The following is a 20530-nucleotide window of genomic DNA, read 5'->3' on the forward strand; positions in this document are numbered from 1 at the left end:
ATGATTTCAGGAAAACAAAGATCATATTTAAAATCTTTAGCTCATGATTTAAAGCCAATAGTTAATATTGGAAAAAATTCATTAACTGATGAAGTAATCACATCAATTGATGAGGCTTTAGAAAAAAGAGAGCTTATAAAAATAAAAATACTAAATAATAACTTAGACGATAACGATGAAATTGTTGATGAAGTTATTGAAAAATTAAATTGTGAATTTGTTTCTCATTTAGGTAATATTTTTACCATATATAGAGAAAGCAAGAAAAATAAAAAGATAGATTTATAATGAAAATTGGTCTATTTGGTGGTACATTTGACCCAATTCATATTGGGCATATGATATTGATGGAAAATGTGATTAATAATTTGGATTTGGATAAAATATATGTTCTTCCAAATTCAAATCCACCACACAAATTAGAAAATAAAAAAACAGCCTTAAATTTAAGGCTAAAAATGGTAAATGAAGCAATAAAAGACAATCCAAAACTTGAAATTAATGATTATGATTATAGAGATAATGAAATTCACTATACCTTTGATACGATTAATTATTTTAAAAAATCTTATCCCGATGATGAAATTTTCTTTATAATGGGCGAAGATTCATTTCTTGATATTGAAAAATGGAAAAATTACAAAGAAATATTAAAAGAAAATTTGATTATTTTTAAAAGATATAGCAACAAAAATTTTTCTCTTATATCTAAAATAAATCAAGTAAGAAAGTATAATAAAAATATATACCTAATTGATAATATAGCTTTAGATATTTCATCAACTTTAATAAGAAATTTAGTAAAAGAAAATAAAAGTATCAGATATTTGGTAAACGATGAAGTTATAAATATTATTAAAGAGGAGAAATTGTATGTTTGATTTTTCTAAATATAAAGATAAGCTTAAAAATGATATTGGAGAAAAAAGATTTAATCATGTAATCAGAGTTAAGGATATGGCTTTAAAAATCAATAAAAATATAGATATTGAGAAAATAAAAACAGCAGCTTTATTACACGATTGTGCAAAATATAATGAAAAATATTATTTAGATAAGTATAAGAAATATTGTGATTTTTCAAATGAAATTATTAGCAATAAAGCAATTTTACATTCATTTTTAGGACCTATTGTTGCTAAATATGAATATGGAGTAGATGATGAAGAAATTTTAAATGCAATTAAATATCATACAACTGGAAGAGAAAACATGACTGATTTTGAAAAAATAATATTTCTTGCAGATGCTTGTGAAGAAAATAGAAATTATGAAGGTGTAGATAAGTTAAGAGAGTTAGCCTTTAAAAATTTAGATGATGCTGTTTTATTTAGCTTAGATGGAACTATAAAGTCATTGGTTGATAGGAAGATGGTAATATTTCCTTTGACTATAAAAGCAAGAAATTATTTATTAAGGGAGAAAAATGGGTAAATTAGATATTATAGTAAAAACATTAGAAGATAAACAAGCTTATGATATTAAAGTTATTGATCTTGAAAATAAATCTTCAATAGCAGATTATTTTGTACTTGCTACTGGAAATTCAATTAATCAAAATAAAGCTTTAATAGAATATATTGAGGAAAATCTTAAAAAAGAAGGATTTGATGTTTTATCTATCGAAGGATTGAGAGAAGGAAAATGGATATTAATGGACTGTGGAGAAGTGATAGTTCATATATTTTCATCAAATCAAAGAGAATTTTATAATATAGAAGATTTATGGGAGTCATAAATTATCGTTTAATAGAGGTATTTTATGGAAACTGATAAAAAAGATAAGATTATCATTGCTTTGATAATTGGAATTGTTATTGTTATATCTCGAAATTTTGTTTCAAGTAAAAATACTGATGAGCTTGTATTTGAAAAACATAGCTCATCAATTGAAATGAAATCAAATGAAGATATGAAAAATACTGATGATAATAAACTAAATTCTGAATCTAAAAATTCTATTAAAAAAGTACATATTAGTGGTGAAATTAATAAGCCTGGAGTTTATCAAGTAAATGAAGATTATAGATTAGAGGATTTAGTAAATGATGCGGGAGGGCTTACTGAAAACGCTGATATTGATAAAATAAATTTGGCATTAAAGCTTGAAGACCAAATGAGAATAATAATTCCAAACATCAATGACAAAAATAATGATGTGGAAGTTTCTACAAATCAACTTATTAGTCCCGTAGAAAAAATTGACGATAAAAAAGTTAATATTAACAAAGCTGATAAGGCTCAGTTGATGACTTTGCCAAATATTGGAGAAAAAAGAGCGCAAGCTATTATCGAATATAGAGAAAAAAATAAATTTAATAAGATTGAAGATATTAAAAATGTATCTGGCATTGGGGATAAGTATTTTGAAGCGATGAAAGATATGATAGTGATAGATTGAGGAGTAAATATGAAATTATCAACTAGAGGTAGGTATGGACTTAGAGCTATACATTATTTAGCAGAAAATGAAGATAATGGATATATTTCAGTTTCTGATATTTCTAATGCCTTAAAGTTGCCAGAAAATTACTTAGAACAATTAATAAGAATACTCAAAAGAAATAATTTAGTAATATCAGCAAGAGGTGCTAAGGGAGGTTACAAACTTTCTAGAAATTCAAGTGAAATTACAGTTGGAGATGTTTTGAGAGTATTGGAAGGCGAAATGACCTCAAGTGAATGCGTAGCTGATAGAAATAACTGTAATAATTCGGAATGTGAAGCTTATTATGTTTTTGCAAAAATTGATGATGCTATCAACAAGGCAGTTAATTCAATAACTATAAAAGATATGGTTAATGAAAAACTATAAATAGGAGAAAATTATGAGAAAACTAGGAATGAACGAACTTAGAAAAGAATATTTGAATTTTTTTGGCTCTAAAAAAAATCATACAGTATTAAAATCTTTTTCTTTGATACCAGAAGATGATGAATCATTACTTTTAATCAATGCTGGTATGGCACCATTAAAAAAATATTTTACTGGCGAAAAGAAAATGAAAAATAACAGAGCTACATCTTCACAAAGATGTATAAGGACTGGAGATATTGAAAGAGTTGGAATAACTGAAAGGCATGGAACTTTTTTCGAAATGCTTGGTAATTTTTCTTTTGGAGATTATTTTAAGAGAGAAGCTATACATTGGGCATACGAATTTTTAACAGTTAATCTTGAAATTGATAAAAATCTTTTGTGGGTTTCAGTTTATGAAAATGATGATGAAGCATTTGATATTTGGCATGATGAAATAGGAATTGCCAAAGATAGAATTTTAAGATTTGGAAAAGAAGATAATTTTTGGGAACTAGAAGTAGGTCCATGTGGCCCAGATTCAGAAATTTTTGTTGACAGAGGTATAGAAAAAGCTGTTGATGAAAATGATAATAAACCAGGAAATGATGATTCAGATAGGTTTATGGAAGTTTGGAACTTAGTTTTCACTCAATTTAATAAAAACGCAAATAAGGAATATATACCATTAGCTCATCCAAATATTGATACAGGAATGGGACTTGAAAGAATGGCGATGGTTCTTCAAAATAAAGACAATATTTTCGAAGTTGATGTAAACCAAAATATTATCAAAGAAATTGAAGAATTATCAAATAAAAAATACAAGGAAAATAAAAAAGATGATATTTCTATAAGAGTTATTGCAGATCACGCTAAAGCTATGACTTTTATGGTATCAGACGGTATTCAACCTTCAAATGAAAAAAGAGGGTATGTTTTAAGAAGGCTAATAAGAAGAGCATTTAGACATGGAAAACTATTAGGAATTGAAGGAGAATTTTTATCTTCTATTGTTGATTGCGTTATTGATTCTTATAAAGTTGAGTATGATGAGCTTACAAACAATAGAGAAAAAATAATTAACATTATAGAAAAAGAAGAAGAAAATTTCCAAAAAACAATTGATAGTGGTCTGGATATTTTAAATTCTTATATTAAAGAATTAAAAGAAAATAATAAAGATATACTTAAAGGTAAAGATGCATTTAAGTTGTACGATACTTACGGTTTTCCTTTGGATTTAACAAAAGAAATTCTTGACGAAAATGATTTAAAAGTTGATACAAAAGAATTTGATGAATATATGGAAAATCAAAGAAATCTTGCAAGAAATGCAAGAAAATCTGATGCAGGTTGGTCTCTTGAATCGATAAATGTAGATGAATTTAAACAAACAGATTTTGTAGGTTATGAAAATTTTGAAATAAATTCAAACATTATTGGTTTATTTGATAGTAAAGAAAAAGTAAACTTTATAAAAAAAGGTCATAAGGGTATAATTGTAAGTGATAAGACTTCTTTTTATGCAGAAGGTGGCGGACAAGTAGCTGATACAGGATTTATTATCACAGATGATGCAAAAGCAAGAGTTTATAATGTACAAAAGAAAAAAGATGTTATACTTCATTATGTTGAAGTTGAAGAAGGTAAGTTAGAATCTTGTAATGCATTATTTAAAGTTAATAAACAAAGAAGATTAGATATAACAAGAAACCACACTGCAACACATTTACTAGATCAAGCTTTGAGAAATTTATTAAGTGACGAAGTTAAACAAGCTGGATCATTAGTAGATGAATATAAATTAAGATTTGATTTTACTTATCCAAATGCTTTAACTAAGGATGAAATCAAGAAAATAGAAGATGAAGTAAATGAAAAAATTAGAGAACAATTGCCTGTAAAAAAAGAAATTATGTCTTATAAAGAATCAGAAAAACTTGGAGCTATAGGTTTATTTGAAGATAAATATAAAGATATGGTTAGAGTTGTTTCAGTTTCTGATTATTCAAAAGAATTATGTGGTGGATGTCATGTAAATAATTCATCTGAGATTTTAATGTTTAAAATAATTCAAGAATCATCTGCAGCTTCAGGCATAAGAAGAATTGAAGCTATAACAGGAAAAAAAGTTTATGAATATTTAAATAATAATATAGAATTAATTAACTCAATTTCTGATGAATTAAAAACAAACCCTAAAAATATATTGTCAAGAGCTAAATCTTTAAATGAAGAAATAAAACAGCTCAAAGATGACATTCAAAAGCTAAAAGAATTCAACGAAAAAGATATTTATAAAGATATGGAAAGTGAAGTTAAGGATATTAATGGTATAAATCTTTTAGTTCACAAATTTGATAATGAAGATCTTGATACATTGAGAAATTTTGAAAACAGAATAAAAGATAAATACAAAGATTTAATAATTGTATTTGCTACTGTAAAAGATAATAAAATAATCTTTACAGCATCTGTTTCTGATTCATTAACAGATAAATACAATGCAGGAAAAATTGTCAAAGAAGTTAGTAAAATAACAGGTGGAAACGGTGGAGGAAAGAAAAATTTCGCTCAAGCTGGAGGTAAAGATATTTCTAAACTAGATGAAGCTTTAGAAAAAGTTTATGATTTAATATAAGGAGAAATTATGTCAGACAAAAACTTCAATGAAACTATGCGTTTCGATCCACAAGATGAGAAAAAAGTTGATATAAGAGAAATTATTACAGAAGTTTATAATGCTTTAGAAGAAAAAGGATATAAACCAACTAACCAAATTATTGGATATTTAATTAGTGGAGATCCTACTTATATTACAGGACACAAAAATGCTAGAAAATTGATAAGACAAGTTGATAGAGATACTATTCTAGAAGAAATATTAAAATATTATATTAATGAGTAGAATTATGGGATTAGACTTGGGTGATAAAACAATCGGAGTCGCATTAAGCGATCCGTTTTTTATCACTGCCCAAGCCTATATTACAATTAAAAGAAAAAAAGCAAGTTTAGATATTGAAAAATTAATTGAAATAATTAATGAAAAAGAAGTAAATTTAATAATTATTGGACTTCCAAAAAATATGAATAACACCTTAGGACCTCAAGCCATGAAGGTGATTTCTTTTGTCGATTTATTAAAAAAATCCACTGATATTGAAATTAAATATCAGGATGAAAGAATGACTACTATACAATCAGATCAGGTCTTGATGGATATGAATGTTAATCTTAAAGATAGAAAAAAATATGTAGATAAAATTGCTGCCTCTTTTATTTTACAGACCTATTTGGATGGGAGAAATAATGGATAAGATAATTTTAACAGATGAAAATAATAACGAAGTCGAATTTAATTTGATAGATACATTCGGAGTAGACGATAAAGATTATGCTGTTTTAGAGCCAATAGATGAAGATTTTATATTGATTTTTGAAATGATGAAAAGTAAAGATTCTGTTAGCTTTAAGGCAATCGATAATAATAAAGAATTAGACGAAATTGTAAAAATATATGAAGAAATGAAAGAAGATGAAAATGAACATTGAACAGTTAAAAAAAGTATTTGAAAAAAATGGTCATAAATTTACAAAACAAAGACAAATAATTTTCAATGCTCTTAAAAATTCTAATTCAAAACATTTGACACCAGAAGAGTTGTTTTCTATAGTACATGAAGATAATAAACAAGTTGGTATAGCAACTGTTTATAGAACTCTTAATATTTTTGAAGATTTGGGAATTGTTAATAAGCAAGAATTTACAGATTCTGTGAATACTTATGAGCTTATTAGTCAAAAAGATGCACACCATGACCATTTAATTTGTACTAATTGTGGAAAAATTGTTGAAGAAAAAATTTTAGATAATGAAAAATTAGCAAAAAGTTTAAAAGATAAATATAACTTTGAATTGGATTATTATTCTTTAAGAATATATGGTATTTGCTCCGAATGTGAAGATAATTTAAGGAGTAAAAATGAGAATGCAAAATAAACTAAAAGTCATCCCATTAGGAGGACTTGGAGAAATAGGTAAAAACTGTACAATTGTCGAATATAAAAATGAAATGATTATGATAGATTGTGGCTTAACATTTCCAGATGAGGATATGTTAGGTGTAGATATAGTAATACCAGATTTTACCTATGTTGAAGAAAATAAAGATAAGTTAAAAGGTATATTCATAACTCATGGTCATGAAGATCATATTGGGGGAATTGCATACCTTTTAAAAACAGTAGATACTAATGTTTACTGTTCAAAACTTACAAAAGGATTATTAGAAAATAAATTTAAAGAACATGGACTTAATCCTAATAGACTCAAGATGGTTAATGTCAATAATACAGTAAAAGTTGGAAATCTAAGTGCAGAATTTATCAGAGTAAGTCACTCAATCCCAGATTCTTGCGCAATAGCTGTAAAATCTCCAATAGGAACTATATTATTTACTGGCGATTTTAAAATGGATTTTACGCCTATAGATGGCGAACCTACTGATATACAAAAGCTTGCTTCTTTAGGTAGAAAGGGATTATTATGTCTTTTTTCTGATTCTACAAATGTAGAAATAGAAGGAAGTTCAATGAGTGAGAAAGAAGTAGGAGAAACTTTTATTAATTTATTTGGACAAGCACCAGGTAGAATAATTGTAGCAACTTTTGCTTCAAACCTTCATAGAGTACAACAAGTAATATTTGCTGCTGAAAAATATAATAAAAAAGTAGTTTTATCTGGAAGATCTATGATAAATAACGTAAAAATTGCAAGTTCACTAGGATATTTGAAAATTAGAAATAATACTTTAATTGATATGAAAAATATTAAAGATTATTCTGATGATCAAATTGTTGTCTTGTCAACTGGAACTCAAGGAGAACCACTATCTGCATTGACAAGAATGGCAAATAATGAACATAAGCAAGTTCATTTAAATTCTTCAGATACAGTTATACTATCATCATCAGCAATTCCTGGTAATGAAATGCCAATTAATAATACAATTAATAATTTGACAAAAATTGGTTGTGATATTATATATGATTCTTTGGCAAAAGTTCATGCATCAGGTCATGCTTGCCAAGAAGAAATTAAATTAATGCACCAATTAACAACACCAAAATATTTTATCCCAGCTCACGGCGAACCACGCCAATTAAAAAAGCACATGGAAATAGCTATGGATATGGGATTGAATAAAGAAAATATTTTAGTCGGTCAAAATGGAGATGTATTTGAATTTACAAAAAAATCTGCCAGAATTAATGGTAAAGTTCAAGCAGGGAATGTTCTAGTAGATGGTTCTGGTATTGGCGATGTTGGAAATATTGTTCTTAAAGATAGAAAACATCTTTCTGAAGATGGGCTTTTAGTTGTAAGTTTAACAATTGAAAAACATACACAAAGAGTTTTATCAAATCCTGAAATTGTTTCAAGAGGATTTATTTATGTAAAAGAAAATCAAGATCTTATTGAAAATTCAAAAGATATTGTTATGAGAACAATGAAAAAATGTGAAAAAAAAGATATTCATGCTATTAGCCAAATTAAATATCAAATAAGAGAAGCTTTAAAGTCATATATTTATAATCAAACTGGAAGAGATCCTATGATTTTACCAGTTTTAACAGAAGTTGATAGCAATGAATATTAATTATAATCATATAGTTGATTATTTAAATAATATTTATATTGATGAAGATTTTATTGAATTAAGAAATTACGGAATTGAAAATAATATTCCTATAATGAAATTAGAAACAAAAGAATTTCTTAAAACTTTAATTTCAATTTCAAAACCTAAAAATATTTTAGAAATTGGAACAGCGATTGGTTATTCTTCTTTACTTTTTTCTAAATATTCTAATGCAAATATTACTACAATTGAAAAGAGTAAAGATATATCAGAAATAGCTAAAGCTAATTTTTCTAAATATAATAAAAAAATAAATTTAATAAATATGGATGCAAAAAAAGCCTTGAATAATTTTAATCAAGGCTTTGATTTTGTTTTTATAGATGCAAATAAATCACAATACGAATATTATTTTAATGAATCATTAAAATTATTAAATGAAAACGGACTTATTGTTTGTGATAATATTCTTTTTAGAGGAGAAATTACAAACGATGATTTAATTAATAGACGACACATAACTATGGTTAAAAATTTGAGAAAATTTTTATCTCATATTACAAATTTAGACGATTATGTAACAAGTATAATACCAATAGGCGATGGTATTAGTTTAACGACAAGGAGAGTTGATGAAAGATAAAGTTGAATTATTAGCACCAGCTGGAGATATGGAAAAATTAAAAGCAGCTATAAAATTTGGAGCAAATGCTGTTTATATGGCTGGAAATAATTTTGGTCTTAGAAAAAATTCAAAAAATTTTGATAAAGATGAACTTAAAGAAGCAGTTGATTATGCTCATGAACATGGAGTTAGATGTCATATTACTATGAATATAGTTCCTCATGATAATGATCTTGAGGGAATTGTAGAATACATCAAATATCTTGAAAAAATTGGGGTAGATGCTTTAATAATTTCAGATCCTGGTATTTTTAATATAGCAAAAGAAAATTCTAATATAGATTTACACATTTCAACTCAAGCATCTGTAACTAATTCTCACACAATTAATTTTTGGTATAAACTTGGTGCAAAAAGAGTTATACTTGCAAGAGAATTATCACTTGATGAAATAATAGAAATTAGAAAAAATGTTCCAAAAGATTTAGAAATTGAATGTTTTATTCACGGAGCTATGTGTATTTCATATTCTGGAAGATGTTTATTAAGTAATTACATGACAGGAAGAGATGCAAATAGAGGAGATTGTGCCCATGCTTGCAGGTGGAAATATGCTCTACAAGAAGAAAAAAGACCGGGCGAATATTATCCAATAGGCGAAGATGAAAATGGAACATTTATTATGAATTCCAAAGATTTATGCCTAATAGATGAAATTGATAAACTATTAGAGGCAGGAGTTGATTCATTTAAAATTGAAGGAAGAATGAAAACTGTCTTTTATGTTGCAACAGTTATTAGAAGCTACAGACAAGCAATTGATGCATACTATAATGGAGTTTATAATGAAGAAATTGCTAAAAAATATATGGATGAAATAAAAAAAGCTAGCCATAGACATTTTACAAAAGGATTTTTCTATAATAAAGCAGATTCTTCTTCTCAAATTTATGAAAATTCTTCATACATTAGAAATTATGATTTTATTGCTGTGGTTTTAGATTATGATAAAGAAAATAAAATTGCAAAACTAGAAGAAAGAAATAGATTTGTTTTGGGAGATGAAGTTGAGATTTTTGGAAATAGTCCAGACTTTATAAAATTTAAAATTGAAAATATGAAAGATTCCAAAGGAAATGATATAGAAATAGCCAACAAGGCAAAACAAATAGTTTATATAAAAATTGACCATGAGCTTAAAAAAGGAGATATGGTAAGACGCAAAATTGATGAATAACTTTAAATTTTAAATGATTTTTTAAATCATATAAAATTTATATAAGCACCTTCTGATTAGGATTAACAAAACTAATCAGGAGGATTTTTTATTTCAAAGAGAAAATTATTAATTTTTAATTATTTATTAAAATTGGTATAATCAAGATAGTAACTTTAACTAATTAATTTGGAGGATGAATTGTTAAGTAATAAAGGTTTTGATTTGTGGGCTGATGATTATGATCAAAGCGTTGAAATATCTGATAATGATGGTTCATATCCTTTTTCAGGATATAAAACTATACTTAATGAAATATATAATAGGATATTAAATGAATCTTATAGAAATATTTTAGACATTGGATTTGGCACAGGAACTTTAATATCCAAGTTATATGACCATGGCTATAAAATCTATGGGCAAGATTTTTCTAAAAAAATGATAGAGATAGCACAAAATAAAATGCCTAATGCGAAGCTTTTTTATGGAGATATTTCTAAGGGCTTGGTTAATCCCTTGTTAGAACATAAATATAATGCAATAATTGCTACATATTCATTACATCATCTAACTGATGAGAAAAAAGTTATATTTTTGAAAAATTTACTAGAACAATTAGATGATGGGGGATGTATATACATTGGAGATATAGCTTTTCTATCTCGTTCTTTACATGATAAATGTATGAAGGAAGCTTATGAACAGTGGGATAATGATGAGATTTATTTTGTTGTGGATGAATTTAGGTCTTATTTTCCTAAATTGAAATTTGAAAAATTTTCTGAATGCTCAGGATTAATTACATTGAAAAAATAGGATATTTTCTAGATAAATTAAATGGTAATAATAAAATTTAGATAAAATACAAAAAAAGGCTGTAATTATTTTACAGCCTTTAAATTTACTTATCTTTTGATGGATTTTCAGAAAAATCTGATCTTGTTCTTCTTGCTTCTGCTCCAACGTTTGAGTTGGTGTCAGCTTCATCAGTTATACTTCTTAAATTTTCTTGATCTGCAGTATGTTTTTTATCTAGAGATTCACTGCCATCAGCTTTATTTGTTTCTCTTGATTTTTTATCGAGTTCTTTGTCTCCTCTGTATTGATTGTCATTGCTTATTCTGTTTTCGTCAGTCATTTTAATCTCCTTTTTAAATTTTAAAATTAGAATCTTACTATTACTATACCCAATTGGACAAATTTAACCATTTTATTTTTTTGATATTTCTTTTATAATTTCTATAATTGTATCAGAGGCTTTTTTCATATCTTCGATAGGTATCAATTCATAAATACCATGGAAATTATAACCGCCTGTAAACAAATTTGGACATGGAAGATTCATAAATGATAATTTTGAACCATCGGTTCCGCCTCTAATAGGTTGTGTTATTACTTTTATTCCTAAATTTTCCATAGCTTTTTTAGCACATTCAATTATCTCTTTATGATTTTTTAAAACATCACCCATATTATAGTAAGTGTCGCTCATTTCTATTTTTATAATATTGCCATATTTTGAATTTAAGAAATTTACACAATCATTTAGGAAATTTTTCATGTTTTCAAATTTTTCCTTATCAAAATCTCTGATTATATAAACTAAATTTGTATCTTCTATACTTCCATCAATTGAAATCATATGATAGAAGCCCTCATAGCCTTCTGTATGCTCTGGTCTTTGAACTTGACCTAATAAATCATCTAACTCTTTTGCAACGCTTATAGAGTTAATCATTGTGTTTTTTGCAGTACCTGGATGGACAGATTTTCCTTTTATTGAAATTTTTGCTTCTGCTGCATTAAATGATTCATATTCTAATTCGCCAAGTCGTCCTCCATCTAAGGTATAAGCAAAATCTGCATCAAAATAATCAACATCAAAGCTATCGCATCCTGTACCGATTTCTTCATCAGGTGTAAAAGCAATTTTTATATCTCCATGTTCTATTTGTGGATTATTAATAAGATATTCTATGGCATCCAGTATTGCAGCAATTCCTGCCTTGTCGTCAGCTCCTAATAACATTTCTCCATTTGTTGTAATTAAAGTTTTTCCTTTTAAATCTTTTAAAAATGGAAAATCATTTTCTTTTATAAAGATATTTTCTTTTAGTTTTATATCTCCACCTTCGTATTTTATAATTTGTGGATTTTTTATTCCTCCTGGCATTTCTGGAGAAGTATCCATGTGAGCAATGAATCCAACTTTTGGTAAGATTTTATCTGTATTTGCTTTTAGACATGAAAAAACAAATCCTTCATCATTTATATAGGCATCAAGACCTAAATCATTCAATTCTTCTTTTAAAATTTTACCTAATTCTAATTGACCTTTGCTTGTTGGTTTTATCAAATTTGCTTTTGATTCGTCACTTCTTGTATCTATTGCAATATATTTTAAAAATCTGTTTTTTATTTTTTCCATTTTATCCTCCTATAAATTAATTATACACCCTTAGAATATTTAATTATACTGGTATTTTTAATTCAAATTTCTTTTGATATATGATAAAATATAAAAGACATTAGATAGGAGAAATTATGACTAAAAAAATTTTAAAAATAAAAACTAATAATAAATTACCAGAATATAAAACTTTTTATTCAGCTGGTATGGACATATATTCTTCAAATGAAGAAGAAATTATTATAAAGCCAGGAGAAGTGGGTAAAGTTCCTACTGATTTAAAAATTGAAATTCCCGAAGGCTTTTTTGTTGCTATTTATCCTAGGTCATCTACAGGTGTTAAAAGACAATTAATGCTTGCTAATTCTACTGGAATTATTGATAGTGATTATAGGGGAGAAATAAAATTATTTTTTTATAATTTTGGAAAAAATGAACAAGTTATCAAAAAAAATGAAAGATTGGCTCAAATGGTAGTTCAACCTTATGAAAAAGTTGAAATTCAAAAAGTTAATGACTTATGTGAAAGTGAAAGAGGAGAAGGTGGATTCGGTTCAACCGGAAAATAATGAGAAATAATAAAAATAACAATATTTCAAAAATTTATAATAAAAATAAATACAATCTTGTTTTACTTGTAATAGTCTTATTGATTTCAATCTTTTTATTTTCAAAGCTAGCAAGTTATATTTCTAATAAGTCATTATCTAATTATGATAATGAAATTGTTGTAATTAAAAATAATGATAGTGAAATAGATTCCTTGTCTTTGAAAGATATAAGAAAAATGGGAAAAAACGAAATGAAATTTACTACTCCTAAGGGAGAGGAATTTAAACTTGTAGGTGTATCGATTGAAAAAATCCTAAACAAAGAAGGTATTAATCCTAATTTGAATAATACAGTTGAGTTTTCGGATGGGTATGGACACACTACAAATATGAGTATGGAAACTGCTCTTGAAGTAAACAGAGTTTTATTAGTTTATAAAATCAATAATAAGGCTAATATGGACTATGACAAAAAATTGGGCATATTTTTTATAGTTGATAAGCAAGAAAAAGATTCAAGTAAATGGATAAAAAATATTCAATCAATAAATATTAAATAACTCATGATTTATCATGGGTTATTTCTTTTATATGAATTTTCCTATATGTTATAATAATCAAAGGATGTGATTATATGAATTCAGATTTTAAATATGATAAATTAACCCCTATGTTAAGGCACTATGTGGATGTCAAAAAAAACTTTGAAGATTCTCTTTTACTTTATAGAGTCGGAGATTTCTACGAGGCTTTTTTTGATGATGCTATAATTATTAGCAAAAATCTCCAATTAGCTTTGACTGGAAAAGAATGTGGTCATGACAAAAGAGCACCTATGTGTGGAGTTCCTCATCATGTTATTGATACATATATAAATAAATTAGTTCAAAATGGATTTAAAATAGCCTTGTGTGATCAAGTTGAAGATCCGAAAATGGCAAAAGGCCTTGTAAAAAGAGCTATAACAAGAGTTATAAGTCCAGGTACAATAATAGATTTGGAATCGCTTGATAAAAAAGAAAATAATTTTTTACTTTCAATATATGAGAATAAATACGGAATTGGTGCTTGTTTTTCAGATATTTCAACTGGAAAATTAATGGCCTTTGAAATAAGAAATAATCAAAGCATTAGCGCAAATAAATTAATAGATGAGATAGAAAAAATTTCTCCATCAGAAATAATCATAAATTCAAATTTTTCCAATAAAAAAGTTTTAAAATATCTAAACTTAAATAAAGAAATCCTTATAAATAAAATTGATGATACAAAGGACTATGAAAGTTTAAGCAAAAATGTATATAAAAATTTGGGAGTAGAAAATTTCAAAAAAATAGAGAATATGAGAATTTCTTTAATAGCTATTTCAAATTTATTGGATTATATTTATAGTTATCACAAGGAAAAATTAGCTCATATAAATGATATTGAAATTTTAGATATTGCATCTTATATGCAGTTAGATGCAAATACACGAAGAAATCTTGAACTACATTCAAATATTGATAAAAAAGGTAAGGATAATTCTTTATTTAAATTGATTGACAAAGCTGATACTGTTATGGGTTCAAGGCTTTTAAATATGTGGCTTGAAAGACCTTTAATAGAAAAAGAAAAAATTGATAAACGTCTAGATTTGGTTGAATTTTTCTTTTTAAACCCTGATTTATCAAATAAAGTTTCATATTTTTTGGATGATATATTTGATTTAGAAAGAATTATTGGAAAAATTTCTTACCAAAGAGCTAATGCAAGAGATTTTATTTCTTTGAAAACATCAATAAGAAATATTCCAGAATTTAAGAAATTTTTGGCAGGACTTGATAATAAAGATATTATTTCTTTTTCAAAAAATCTTCCAGATGTTTCCAATATTTATGATATTTTAGATAAATCTATAGTTGAAGATCCACCTGTTTTAATTACTGAAGGGGAAATTATCAAAGATGGTTTCAATGATGATTTGGATAAGTTAAAAAAAGATTCTTTGTCAGCAGAAAATGATTTGATTGCTTATGAAAATGAACAAAAAGAAAAGACAGGCATAAATAAATTAAAAATAAATTACAATAAAAATAACGGGTATTCAATAGAGATAACTAAATCAAATTTAGACTTAGTTCCTGATACTTATATAAGAAAACAAACTTTAATTAATCGAGAAAGATATACTACAGAAAGACTTGAGGAGCTTTCAAATTTGATTTTGGGCTCTAGCGATAGAATAAATAATCTTGAGTATGAAATCTTTTGTCAAATAAGAGAATTTATATTGGATAATACTAAAAAACTCCAATACTTATCAAAATTAATTTCAATTATTGATTCTATTAATGCATTGGCAAAACTTGCTAGGGAAAATAACTATTGTAAACCTGAAATTACTACAGATAATATTATAAAAATTAAAAATGGCAGACATCCTGTTATTGAAAAAAAACTTAAAGAAAATGAATTTATTTCAAATGATACAGACATCGGAGAAAGTAATAATCTAATTCAAATAATTACAGGGCCAAATATGGCAGGAAAATCTACTTATATGCGACAAATGGCAATAATTATAATTCTTGCTCAAATGGGTTCTTTTGTTCCTTGCGAAAAGGCAAGTATTTGTATTTGTGATAAGGTATTTACAAGAATTGGAGCTAGCGATAATATTTCAAAAGGCGAGTCAACCTTTATGCTTGAGATGAATGAAGTAAGTAATATATTAAAAAATTCAACTGACAAGTCCTTCATTATTTTAGATGAAGTAGGGAGGGGGACAAGCTCTGATGATGGTTTATCAATAGCTATGAGCTTGGTTGATTATTTAAGCAAAAAGAAGAAGGCTAAAACAGTTTTTGCAACTCATTTTCATGAATTGACAGTTCTTGAAAATAAATTGGATAATGTCATCAATTTAAAAATAGATATATTAGAAGAAAATGATAGCTTAGTTTTTTTGAGAAAAATTTCTAGAGGAAAATCTGATAGGTCTTATGGGATTGAAGTTGCCAGAATGTCAGGGTTGCCATTAGATTTAATAGAAAATGCTAAAATATTTATGAATAAGCTTGATGAAAGTGATGAGATATTCAAGGACAATAACAAAATAATAAAATCTTCTATTGATGATTTGAATAGAATTAAAATTGATGAATTGAAAAATAAAGTAAATTTGATAAATATAAATGAATTAACCCCATTAGAAGCAATAAATATTCTAAACAAGCTTATTGATAATATAAAGGAGATATGATGAAAATCATAGAACTTGATAAAAAAACAATAGAAAAAATAGCAGCAGGAGAAGTTATAGAATCTCCTGTTTCCATAGTAAAAGAATTAGTAGAAAATGCAATAGATGCTAAAGCAAAAAATATAGTTGTAGAAATAAAAAATGGCGGAAAATCTTATATAAGAGTTACAGATGATGGTATAGGAATTGATGAGGATGATTTTAAAATAGCTTTTAAAAGACATGCAACTTCAAAAATTAAAGATTTCTCAGATTTATACGATTTGTTTACTCTTGGTTTTAGGGGTGAAGCCTTATCATCAATTGTTGCTTGTGCAAATATAAAAGCGATTTCAAAAACAAAAAATCAAAATCTAGGCAAAGAATTGATTTTTGAAAATGGAAATATAAAGTCATACAATTCTATAGCTACAAATATGGGGACAAGCATAGAAGTTTATGATTTATTTTCAAATCTTCCTGTAAGACGTAAATTTTTATCATCTGATATAAATGAATCAAATAAAATAGCAAAAATAATGCAAGCATTAGCTCTTGGTTATAATGATGTATCATTCAAATTTATAAAGGACAATAGGCTGATTTTTCATACATTAAAAGACCAAGATATGGATAATAAAATTATTGAATTGTTGGATGAGAACTTAAAAGACAATCTTATCAAAATAGAAATTCAAAATTCTCTTTATAAAATTAAAGGATTTATTTCAAAAGTTAATTATTATAGGGGAAATAGGTCTTTTCAATATATTTTTGTAAATAATAGGCTTATTGAAAATGATAATATAAGCAAGGCAATAGAAAATGAATATAGAACACTTATTCCAAATCAAAGATTTCCAGCTTTTTTTATCTTTATAGAAACAAATTCTAACAATATTGATGTAAATATTCATCCTAACAAAAAAGAAATTAAATTCACATATCAAAATGAGTTAATTGATTTATTAGAAGATAAAATATCTAAAATATTATATGAAAATATTAATATTAGAGAAGTTAAAGTTTCAGAAAAAAATAAAGAAGAATTAAATTTTTATGATGATTATAGCGAGATCTTAAATTCATACAATAGGGTAAAAGAGGAAGATAATTCTTATAATTTTGAAAAAAATCCAGATAAGAAAGAACAAGCAAAAAAGGAAGAAGATTTCTTTTCTGGTGTAGAATTAAATTTTATAGAAAAAAATGAAATAATTGAAGATATAGACTACAATAAAAAAAGTCTTGGAACAGTAAAAAAATTAGAAATTGATAAGCTTATTTATAAGTGTTCAATTTTTAATAGGTATTCTTTATTTTCTTATAATGATAAAATTTTAATCCTTGATAATAGACGAGCTGATCAAAGAATTAAATTTGATAAATATATAGAAAATTTTAATAATGGAAAAATTTCATCTCAACAATTGATTGAATCAAAAATTGTCAAAGTAAATCTTCAAGAATATAATAAATATCTTGAAAAAAAAGAAATTTTCAAAAAAATGGGTTTTGATATTGAGGAATTTTCTTATGACAAATTAATAATTAGAGCTGTTCCTTTTATATTTGAAGAACCTGAAAATAATAATTTTTTCTATGATTTATTAGATATTGATGAGAAAAATGAAAACTTATTTTTAAATAAAATTTCAAAGCTAATAAACAAAAATGTCTTTAGAAAAGGAGATCTTATTAATAAATCAGAAGCTATGGCTACAATAGATAAATTAAATAAGTGTGATAATCCATATAAAACTTACGATGGAAAATCAACTATTATTATGATTGAAGAAGATGAATTGGAGAAATATTTTGATAGATAAAGTTTTGATTGTAACAGGACCTACAGCTTGTGGGAAAAGTGATTTTGCTATAAAACTTGCCAAAAAATTTAATGGAGAAATTATTTCTGCTGACAGCCAACAAATTTATAAAGATATGGATATAGGAACAAACAAAATAAAAGAAAGCGAAACGGATGGCATAAAACATTATGGACTTGATATAAAATATCCTAATGAAGAATATTCTGTTCAAGAATTTAAGGATATGTCAAGAAATCTAATAAGTGAAATCAATTTAAAAAATAAAATTCCTATTGTGGCTGGTGGTACTGGTTTTTATATTGATTCAATTTTATTTGATATGAATTATGGAACAAATAAAAAAGATGAAAATTTAAGGGACAAGCTTACAAAAGATTTTCAAATGTTTGGAAATGAATATATGTATGAAAAATTTTGTGAAATTGATCCTATAGAAGCTAAAAAATATCATCCAAATGAAACCCAAAGAATCATAAGAGCCTTTGAGACTTACAAATTAACTGGAAAAAAACCAAGTGAATTAAGAAAAGGACTAAAAAATTTAAATAAAAATATAAAGCCTATAGTGTTTTTTATAAACTACAAGGATAGGTCAAAACTTTATGAAAAAATCAATCTTAGAGTTGACCAAATGATTAATGACGGATTAGAAAATGAATTTGATTTTGTAGCTAAAAAGTATAAGCTAAGCCCATTATCTAAGTCATTACAAGCTATAGGTTATAAAGAATTTTTTCCTTATAAAGAAAATGAAATTTCTTATGATGAACTAAGAAGTGAAATCAAAAAAAATACAAGACGATATGCCAAAAGGCAAATCACATGGATGAAAAAATATTTAAAATATGATTTTTCTCATTTAATTTATAGGGATGAGGATATGGATGAAAAAATCTTGGAAAATATGGAAAAAATTGTAAAGGAGACTTATGATTTACAATAAATTATATGGAATTGATACAAAGATTGAAAATTATATTGAAAAAATAGATCTAGATTTAGAAGATAAATTTAAAGAATTAGATAAGATAAGTGAATACAATCAAATAAAGGTCTTAAAAGCTTTTAGCGATAATAGTCTTTCTGCTATTCATTTTAACTCTGCAACAGGATATGGATATGCAGATATTGGTAGAGAAGTAGTTGAAAATATTTTTTCTTCAATTTTCAAATCGGAAGATTCTCTTGTAAGACCAAATATAGTATCTGGCACTCATGCTATTTCTTTGGTTTTATTTTCTCTTTTAAATTACGGAGATAAGATTTTATCAATAAATGGAGATCCTTATGATACTTTACAACAGGTTATTGGAATTGAAGGAAATAAAAAAGGAAATTTGATTTCAAAAGGAATTAAATACGATAAATTAGAATTAAAAAATGATCAAGAAATTCAATATGAAAAAATTAAAGAGAAATTAGATGATAAAACAAAGCTTGTAATGATTCAAAGATCAACAGGATATACAAATAGGAGAGCTTTTAGTATTAGTGAAATAGAAAAGGCGATTATTGAAATTCGAAAAATAAATAAAGACGTAATTATTTTTGTAGATAATTGTTATGGGGAATTCACAGAAATTAAAGAACCTATAGAAATAGGCGCAGATATAATTGCTGGCTCTTTAATTAAAAATCTTGGTGGCGGAATTGCAATAACTGGCGGATATATTTCTGGTAAAAAAGATTTAATTGAATACTGTGCAAATACCCTTACAGCACCTGGAATTGGAAAAGATGAAGGATTAAGTTTTGGAACAAATCGAAATGTCTTGCAAGGTTTATATTTTTCGAGCAAAACCACAATTGAGTCTATAAAAGTTGCTCTTCTTTTCGCAAAAGTTTTTGATAATTTAGGATATGAAATAATCCCAAAATTAGATGATCCAAGAAGCGATATAGTCCAAGCTATAAAATTACATTCTAGTAAAAAACTAGAATTATTTGCAAAAGCAATCCAAGAATCTTGTAGCGTAGATTCCAATTTAACACCGATAGCTGATCAAATGCCTGGATATGAAGACCCTGTTATAATGTCATCAGGAGGCTTTGTAGAAGGAGCTACTTCTGAATTATCTTGCGATGGGCCATTGAGAAAACCATACACAGTTTATTTGCAAGGCGGATTAAATAAATACCACGGAAAACTTGCCTTGATGAAAGTATTAGAAAAATTTATTGATAATAAAATTTTAGATATAGATTTACTAAAATAAGTGATGAAA

23 protein-coding genes are annotated in these 20530 nt (G+C 26.2%); 21 read left to right on the top strand and 2 right to left on the bottom strand.

The genetic code is table 11. From position 1 onward, the window contains the following. The 15 genes from yhbY (at position 1) to HMPREF0078_RS03855 (ending at position 11105) form a co-directional block, all read left to right on the top strand. The gene (gene yhbY, locus HMPREF0078_RS03785) at positions 1-288 is read left to right on the top strand and encodes a ribosome assembly RNA-binding protein YhbY (RefSeq protein ID WP_004838791.1); all 288 of its coding nucleotides are present in this window, start codon (positions 1-3) and stop codon (positions 286-288) included. Continuing rightward, entirely contained in the window at positions 288-881 is a 594-nt protein-coding gene (nadD, locus tag HMPREF0078_RS03790; RefSeq protein WP_004838792.1) for a nicotinate (nicotinamide) nucleotide adenylyltransferase, read from the top strand. The genes yhbY and nadD overlap by 1 nt, the downstream gene beginning before the upstream one ends. Beyond that, positions 874-1434, top strand: coding sequence for a bis(5'-nucleosyl)-tetraphosphatase (symmetrical) YqeK (gene yqeK, locus HMPREF0078_RS03795; RefSeq protein WP_004838793.1), 561 nt, complete (start codon positions 874-876; stop codon positions 1432-1434). The genes nadD and yqeK overlap by 8 nt, the downstream gene beginning before the upstream one ends. Beyond that, positions 1427-1738, top strand: coding sequence for a ribosome silencing factor (rsfS, locus tag HMPREF0078_RS03800; protein ID WP_004838794.1), 312 nt, complete (start codon positions 1427-1429; stop codon positions 1736-1738). Before yqeK ends, rsfS begins: the two co-directional genes overlap by 8 nt. 24 nt (positions 1739-1762) lie before the next feature. Next, entirely contained in the window at positions 1763-2401 is a 639-nt protein-coding gene (locus HMPREF0078_RS03805) for a DUF655 domain-containing protein (protein WP_004838795.1), read from the top strand. A gap of 9 nt (positions 2402-2410) precedes the next feature. Then, positions 2411-2815, top strand: a complete 405-nt coding sequence (locus HMPREF0078_RS03810) for an RrF2 family transcriptional regulator (protein WP_004838796.1) — start codon at positions 2411-2413, stop codon at positions 2813-2815. A gap of 13 nt (positions 2816-2828) precedes the next feature. Next, positions 2829-5441, top strand: a complete 2613-nt coding sequence (gene alaS, locus HMPREF0078_RS03815; RefSeq protein ID WP_004838797.1) for an alanine--tRNA ligase — start codon at positions 2829-2831, stop codon at positions 5439-5441. Positions 5442-5450: 9 nt separating this feature from the next. Beyond that, entirely contained in the window at positions 5451-5708 is a 258-nt protein-coding gene (locus HMPREF0078_RS03820) for an IreB family regulatory phosphoprotein (RefSeq protein WP_004838798.1), read from the top strand. Next, positions 5701-6120, top strand: coding sequence for a Holliday junction resolvase RuvX (ruvX, locus tag HMPREF0078_RS03825; protein WP_004838799.1), 420 nt, complete (start codon positions 5701-5703; stop codon positions 6118-6120). Before HMPREF0078_RS03820 ends, ruvX begins: the two co-directional genes overlap by 8 nt. Next, the gene (locus HMPREF0078_RS03830) at positions 6113-6355 is read left to right on the top strand and encodes a DUF1292 domain-containing protein (RefSeq protein ID WP_039920500.1); all 243 of its coding nucleotides are present in this window, start codon (positions 6113-6115) and stop codon (positions 6353-6355) included. The genes ruvX and HMPREF0078_RS03830 overlap by 8 nt, the downstream gene beginning before the upstream one ends. After that, positions 6345-6803 carry a Fur family transcriptional regulator gene (locus HMPREF0078_RS03835; RefSeq protein WP_019117678.1) on the top strand — a complete coding sequence of 153 codons (459 nt, stop codon included), beginning with the start codon at positions 6345-6347 and terminating at the stop codon, positions 6801-6803. The genes HMPREF0078_RS03830 and HMPREF0078_RS03835 overlap by 11 nt, the downstream gene beginning before the upstream one ends. Then, on the top strand, positions 6787-8463 hold the full coding sequence (locus HMPREF0078_RS03840; protein ID WP_039920503.1) for a ribonuclease J: 1677 nt from the start codon (positions 6787-6789) through the stop codon (positions 8461-8463). Before HMPREF0078_RS03835 ends, HMPREF0078_RS03840 begins: the two co-directional genes overlap by 17 nt. Next, positions 8453-9088: an O-methyltransferase gene (locus HMPREF0078_RS03845; RefSeq protein WP_004838803.1), complete on the top strand. Its 636-nt coding sequence runs from the start codon at positions 8453-8455 to the stop codon at positions 9086-9088. Before HMPREF0078_RS03840 ends, HMPREF0078_RS03845 begins: the two co-directional genes overlap by 11 nt. Continuing rightward, positions 9078-10307 (top strand): peptidase U32 family protein, encoded by a 1230-nt coding sequence (locus tag HMPREF0078_RS03850; RefSeq protein WP_004838804.1) that lies wholly within the window; start codon positions 9078-9080, stop codon positions 10305-10307. Before HMPREF0078_RS03845 ends, HMPREF0078_RS03850 begins: the two co-directional genes overlap by 11 nt. Positions 10308-10487: 180 nt before the next feature. Next, the gene (locus tag HMPREF0078_RS03855; RefSeq protein ID WP_039920505.1) at positions 10488-11105 is read left to right on the top strand and encodes a class I SAM-dependent DNA methyltransferase; all 618 of its coding nucleotides are present in this window, start codon (positions 10488-10490) and stop codon (positions 11103-11105) included. 85 nt (positions 11106-11190) lie between these two features. Here HMPREF0078_RS03855 and HMPREF0078_RS03860 read toward each other — a convergent pair whose 3' ends face one another. Further along, entirely contained in the window at positions 11191-11427 is a 237-nt protein-coding gene (locus HMPREF0078_RS03860; protein ID WP_004838806.1) for a hypothetical protein, read from the bottom strand. Positions 11428-11499: 72 nt separating this feature from the next. After that, positions 11500-12717, bottom strand: a complete 1218-nt coding sequence (gene pepT / locus HMPREF0078_RS03865) for a peptidase T (RefSeq protein WP_004838807.1) — start codon at positions 12715-12717, stop codon at positions 11500-11502. A 116-nt stretch (positions 12718-12833) separates the two neighbouring features. On the opposite strand from pepT, the gene dut reads away from it, so the two are divergent. The 6 genes from dut (at position 12834) to HMPREF0078_RS03895 (ending at position 20521) form a co-directional block, all read left to right on the top strand. Then, positions 12834-13268, top strand: coding sequence for a dUTP diphosphatase (dut, locus tag HMPREF0078_RS03870; protein WP_004838808.1), 435 nt, complete (start codon positions 12834-12836; stop codon positions 13266-13268). Continuing rightward, a complete protein-coding gene (locus HMPREF0078_RS03875; protein WP_004838809.1) occupies positions 13268-13810 on the top strand; it encodes a hypothetical protein in 543 nt (180 codons plus the stop codon). Before dut ends, HMPREF0078_RS03875 begins: the two co-directional genes overlap by 1 nt. Positions 13811-13884: 74 nt before the next feature. Then, positions 13885-16494 carry a DNA mismatch repair protein MutS gene (gene mutS / locus HMPREF0078_RS03880; RefSeq protein ID WP_004838810.1) on the top strand — a complete coding sequence of 870 codons (2610 nt, stop codon included), beginning with the start codon at positions 13885-13887 and terminating at the stop codon, positions 16492-16494. Then, positions 16491-18302, top strand: coding sequence for a DNA mismatch repair endonuclease MutL (mutL, locus tag HMPREF0078_RS03885; protein ID WP_004838811.1), 1812 nt, complete (start codon positions 16491-16493; stop codon positions 18300-18302). The genes mutS and mutL overlap by 4 nt, the downstream gene beginning before the upstream one ends. Continuing rightward, positions 18292-19248 (top strand): tRNA (adenosine(37)-N6)-dimethylallyltransferase MiaA, encoded by a 957-nt coding sequence (gene miaA / locus HMPREF0078_RS03890; protein ID WP_050756652.1) that lies wholly within the window; start codon positions 18292-18294, stop codon positions 19246-19248. The genes mutL and miaA overlap by 11 nt, the downstream gene beginning before the upstream one ends. Then, on the top strand, positions 19235-20521 hold the full coding sequence (locus HMPREF0078_RS03895) for a methionine gamma-lyase family protein (RefSeq protein ID WP_004838813.1): 1287 nt from the start codon (positions 19235-19237) through the stop codon (positions 20519-20521). Before miaA ends, HMPREF0078_RS03895 begins: the two co-directional genes overlap by 14 nt. Positions 20522-20530: the final 9 nt, after the last annotated feature.

It is taken from the genome of Anaerococcus vaginalis ATCC 51170, assembly GCF_000163295.1.
GTDB lineage: Bacteria > Bacillota > Clostridia > Tissierellales > Peptoniphilaceae > Anaerococcus > Anaerococcus vaginalis.

Excerpts from the sequence above, each read along its gene's own strand:
- HMPREF0078_RS03845 (WP_004838803.1), top strand. The coding sequence starts at position 8,453 with ATGAATATTAATTATAATCATATAGTTGATTATTTAAATAATATTTAT.
- ruvX (WP_004838799.1), top strand. The coding sequence starts at position 5,701 with ATGAGTAGAATTATGGGATTAGACTTGGGTGATAAAACAATCGGAGTC.
- HMPREF0078_RS03860 (WP_004838806.1), bottom strand. The coding sequence starts at position 11,427 with ATGACTGACGAAAACAGAATAAGCAATGACAATCAATACAGAGGAGAC.
- HMPREF0078_RS03875 (WP_004838809.1), top strand. The coding sequence starts at position 13,268 with ATGAGAAATAATAAAAATAACAATATTTCAAAAATTTATAATAAAAAT.
- nadD (WP_004838792.1), top strand. The coding sequence starts at position 288 with ATGAAAATTGGTCTATTTGGTGGTACATTTGACCCAATTCATATTGGG.
- dut (WP_004838808.1), top strand. The coding sequence starts at position 12,834 with ATGACTAAAAAAATTTTAAAAATAAAAACTAATAATAAATTACCAGAA.
- HMPREF0078_RS03840 (WP_039920503.1), top strand. The coding sequence starts at position 6,787 with ATGAGAATGCAAAATAAACTAAAAGTCATCCCATTAGGAGGACTTGGA.
- yqeK (WP_004838793.1), top strand. The coding sequence starts at position 874 with ATGTTTGATTTTTCTAAATATAAAGATAAGCTTAAAAATGATATTGGA.
- HMPREF0078_RS03850 (WP_004838804.1), top strand. The coding sequence starts at position 9,078 with ATGAAAGATAAAGTTGAATTATTAGCACCAGCTGGAGATATGGAAAAA.
- HMPREF0078_RS03820 (WP_004838798.1), top strand. The coding sequence starts at position 5,451 with ATGTCAGACAAAAACTTCAATGAAACTATGCGTTTCGATCCACAAGAT.
- HMPREF0078_RS03810 (WP_004838796.1), top strand. The coding sequence starts at position 2,411 with ATGAAATTATCAACTAGAGGTAGGTATGGACTTAGAGCTATACATTAT.
- mutL (WP_004838811.1), top strand. The coding sequence starts at position 16,491 with ATGATGAAAATCATAGAACTTGATAAAAAAACAATAGAAAAAATAGCA.
- yhbY (WP_004838791.1), top strand. The coding sequence starts at position 1 with ATGATTTCAGGAAAACAAAGATCATATTTAAAATCTTTAGCTCATGAT.
- HMPREF0078_RS03895 (WP_004838813.1), top strand. The coding sequence starts at position 19,235 with ATGATTTACAATAAATTATATGGAATTGATACAAAGATTGAAAATTAT.
- alaS (WP_004838797.1), top strand. The coding sequence starts at position 2,829 with ATGAGAAAACTAGGAATGAACGAACTTAGAAAAGAATATTTGAATTTT.
- pepT (WP_004838807.1), bottom strand. The coding sequence starts at position 12,717 with ATGGAAAAAATAAAAAACAGATTTTTAAAATATATTGCAATAGATACA.
- mutS (WP_004838810.1), top strand. The coding sequence starts at position 13,885 with ATGAATTCAGATTTTAAATATGATAAATTAACCCCTATGTTAAGGCAC.
- rsfS (WP_004838794.1), top strand. The coding sequence starts at position 1,427 with ATGGGTAAATTAGATATTATAGTAAAAACATTAGAAGATAAACAAGCT.
- HMPREF0078_RS03830 (WP_039920500.1), top strand. The coding sequence starts at position 6,113 with ATGGATAAGATAATTTTAACAGATGAAAATAATAACGAAGTCGAATTT.
- HMPREF0078_RS03805 (WP_004838795.1), top strand. The coding sequence starts at position 1,763 with ATGGAAACTGATAAAAAAGATAAGATTATCATTGCTTTGATAATTGGA.
- HMPREF0078_RS03835 (WP_019117678.1), top strand. The coding sequence starts at position 6,345 with ATGAACATTGAACAGTTAAAAAAAGTATTTGAAAAAAATGGTCATAAA.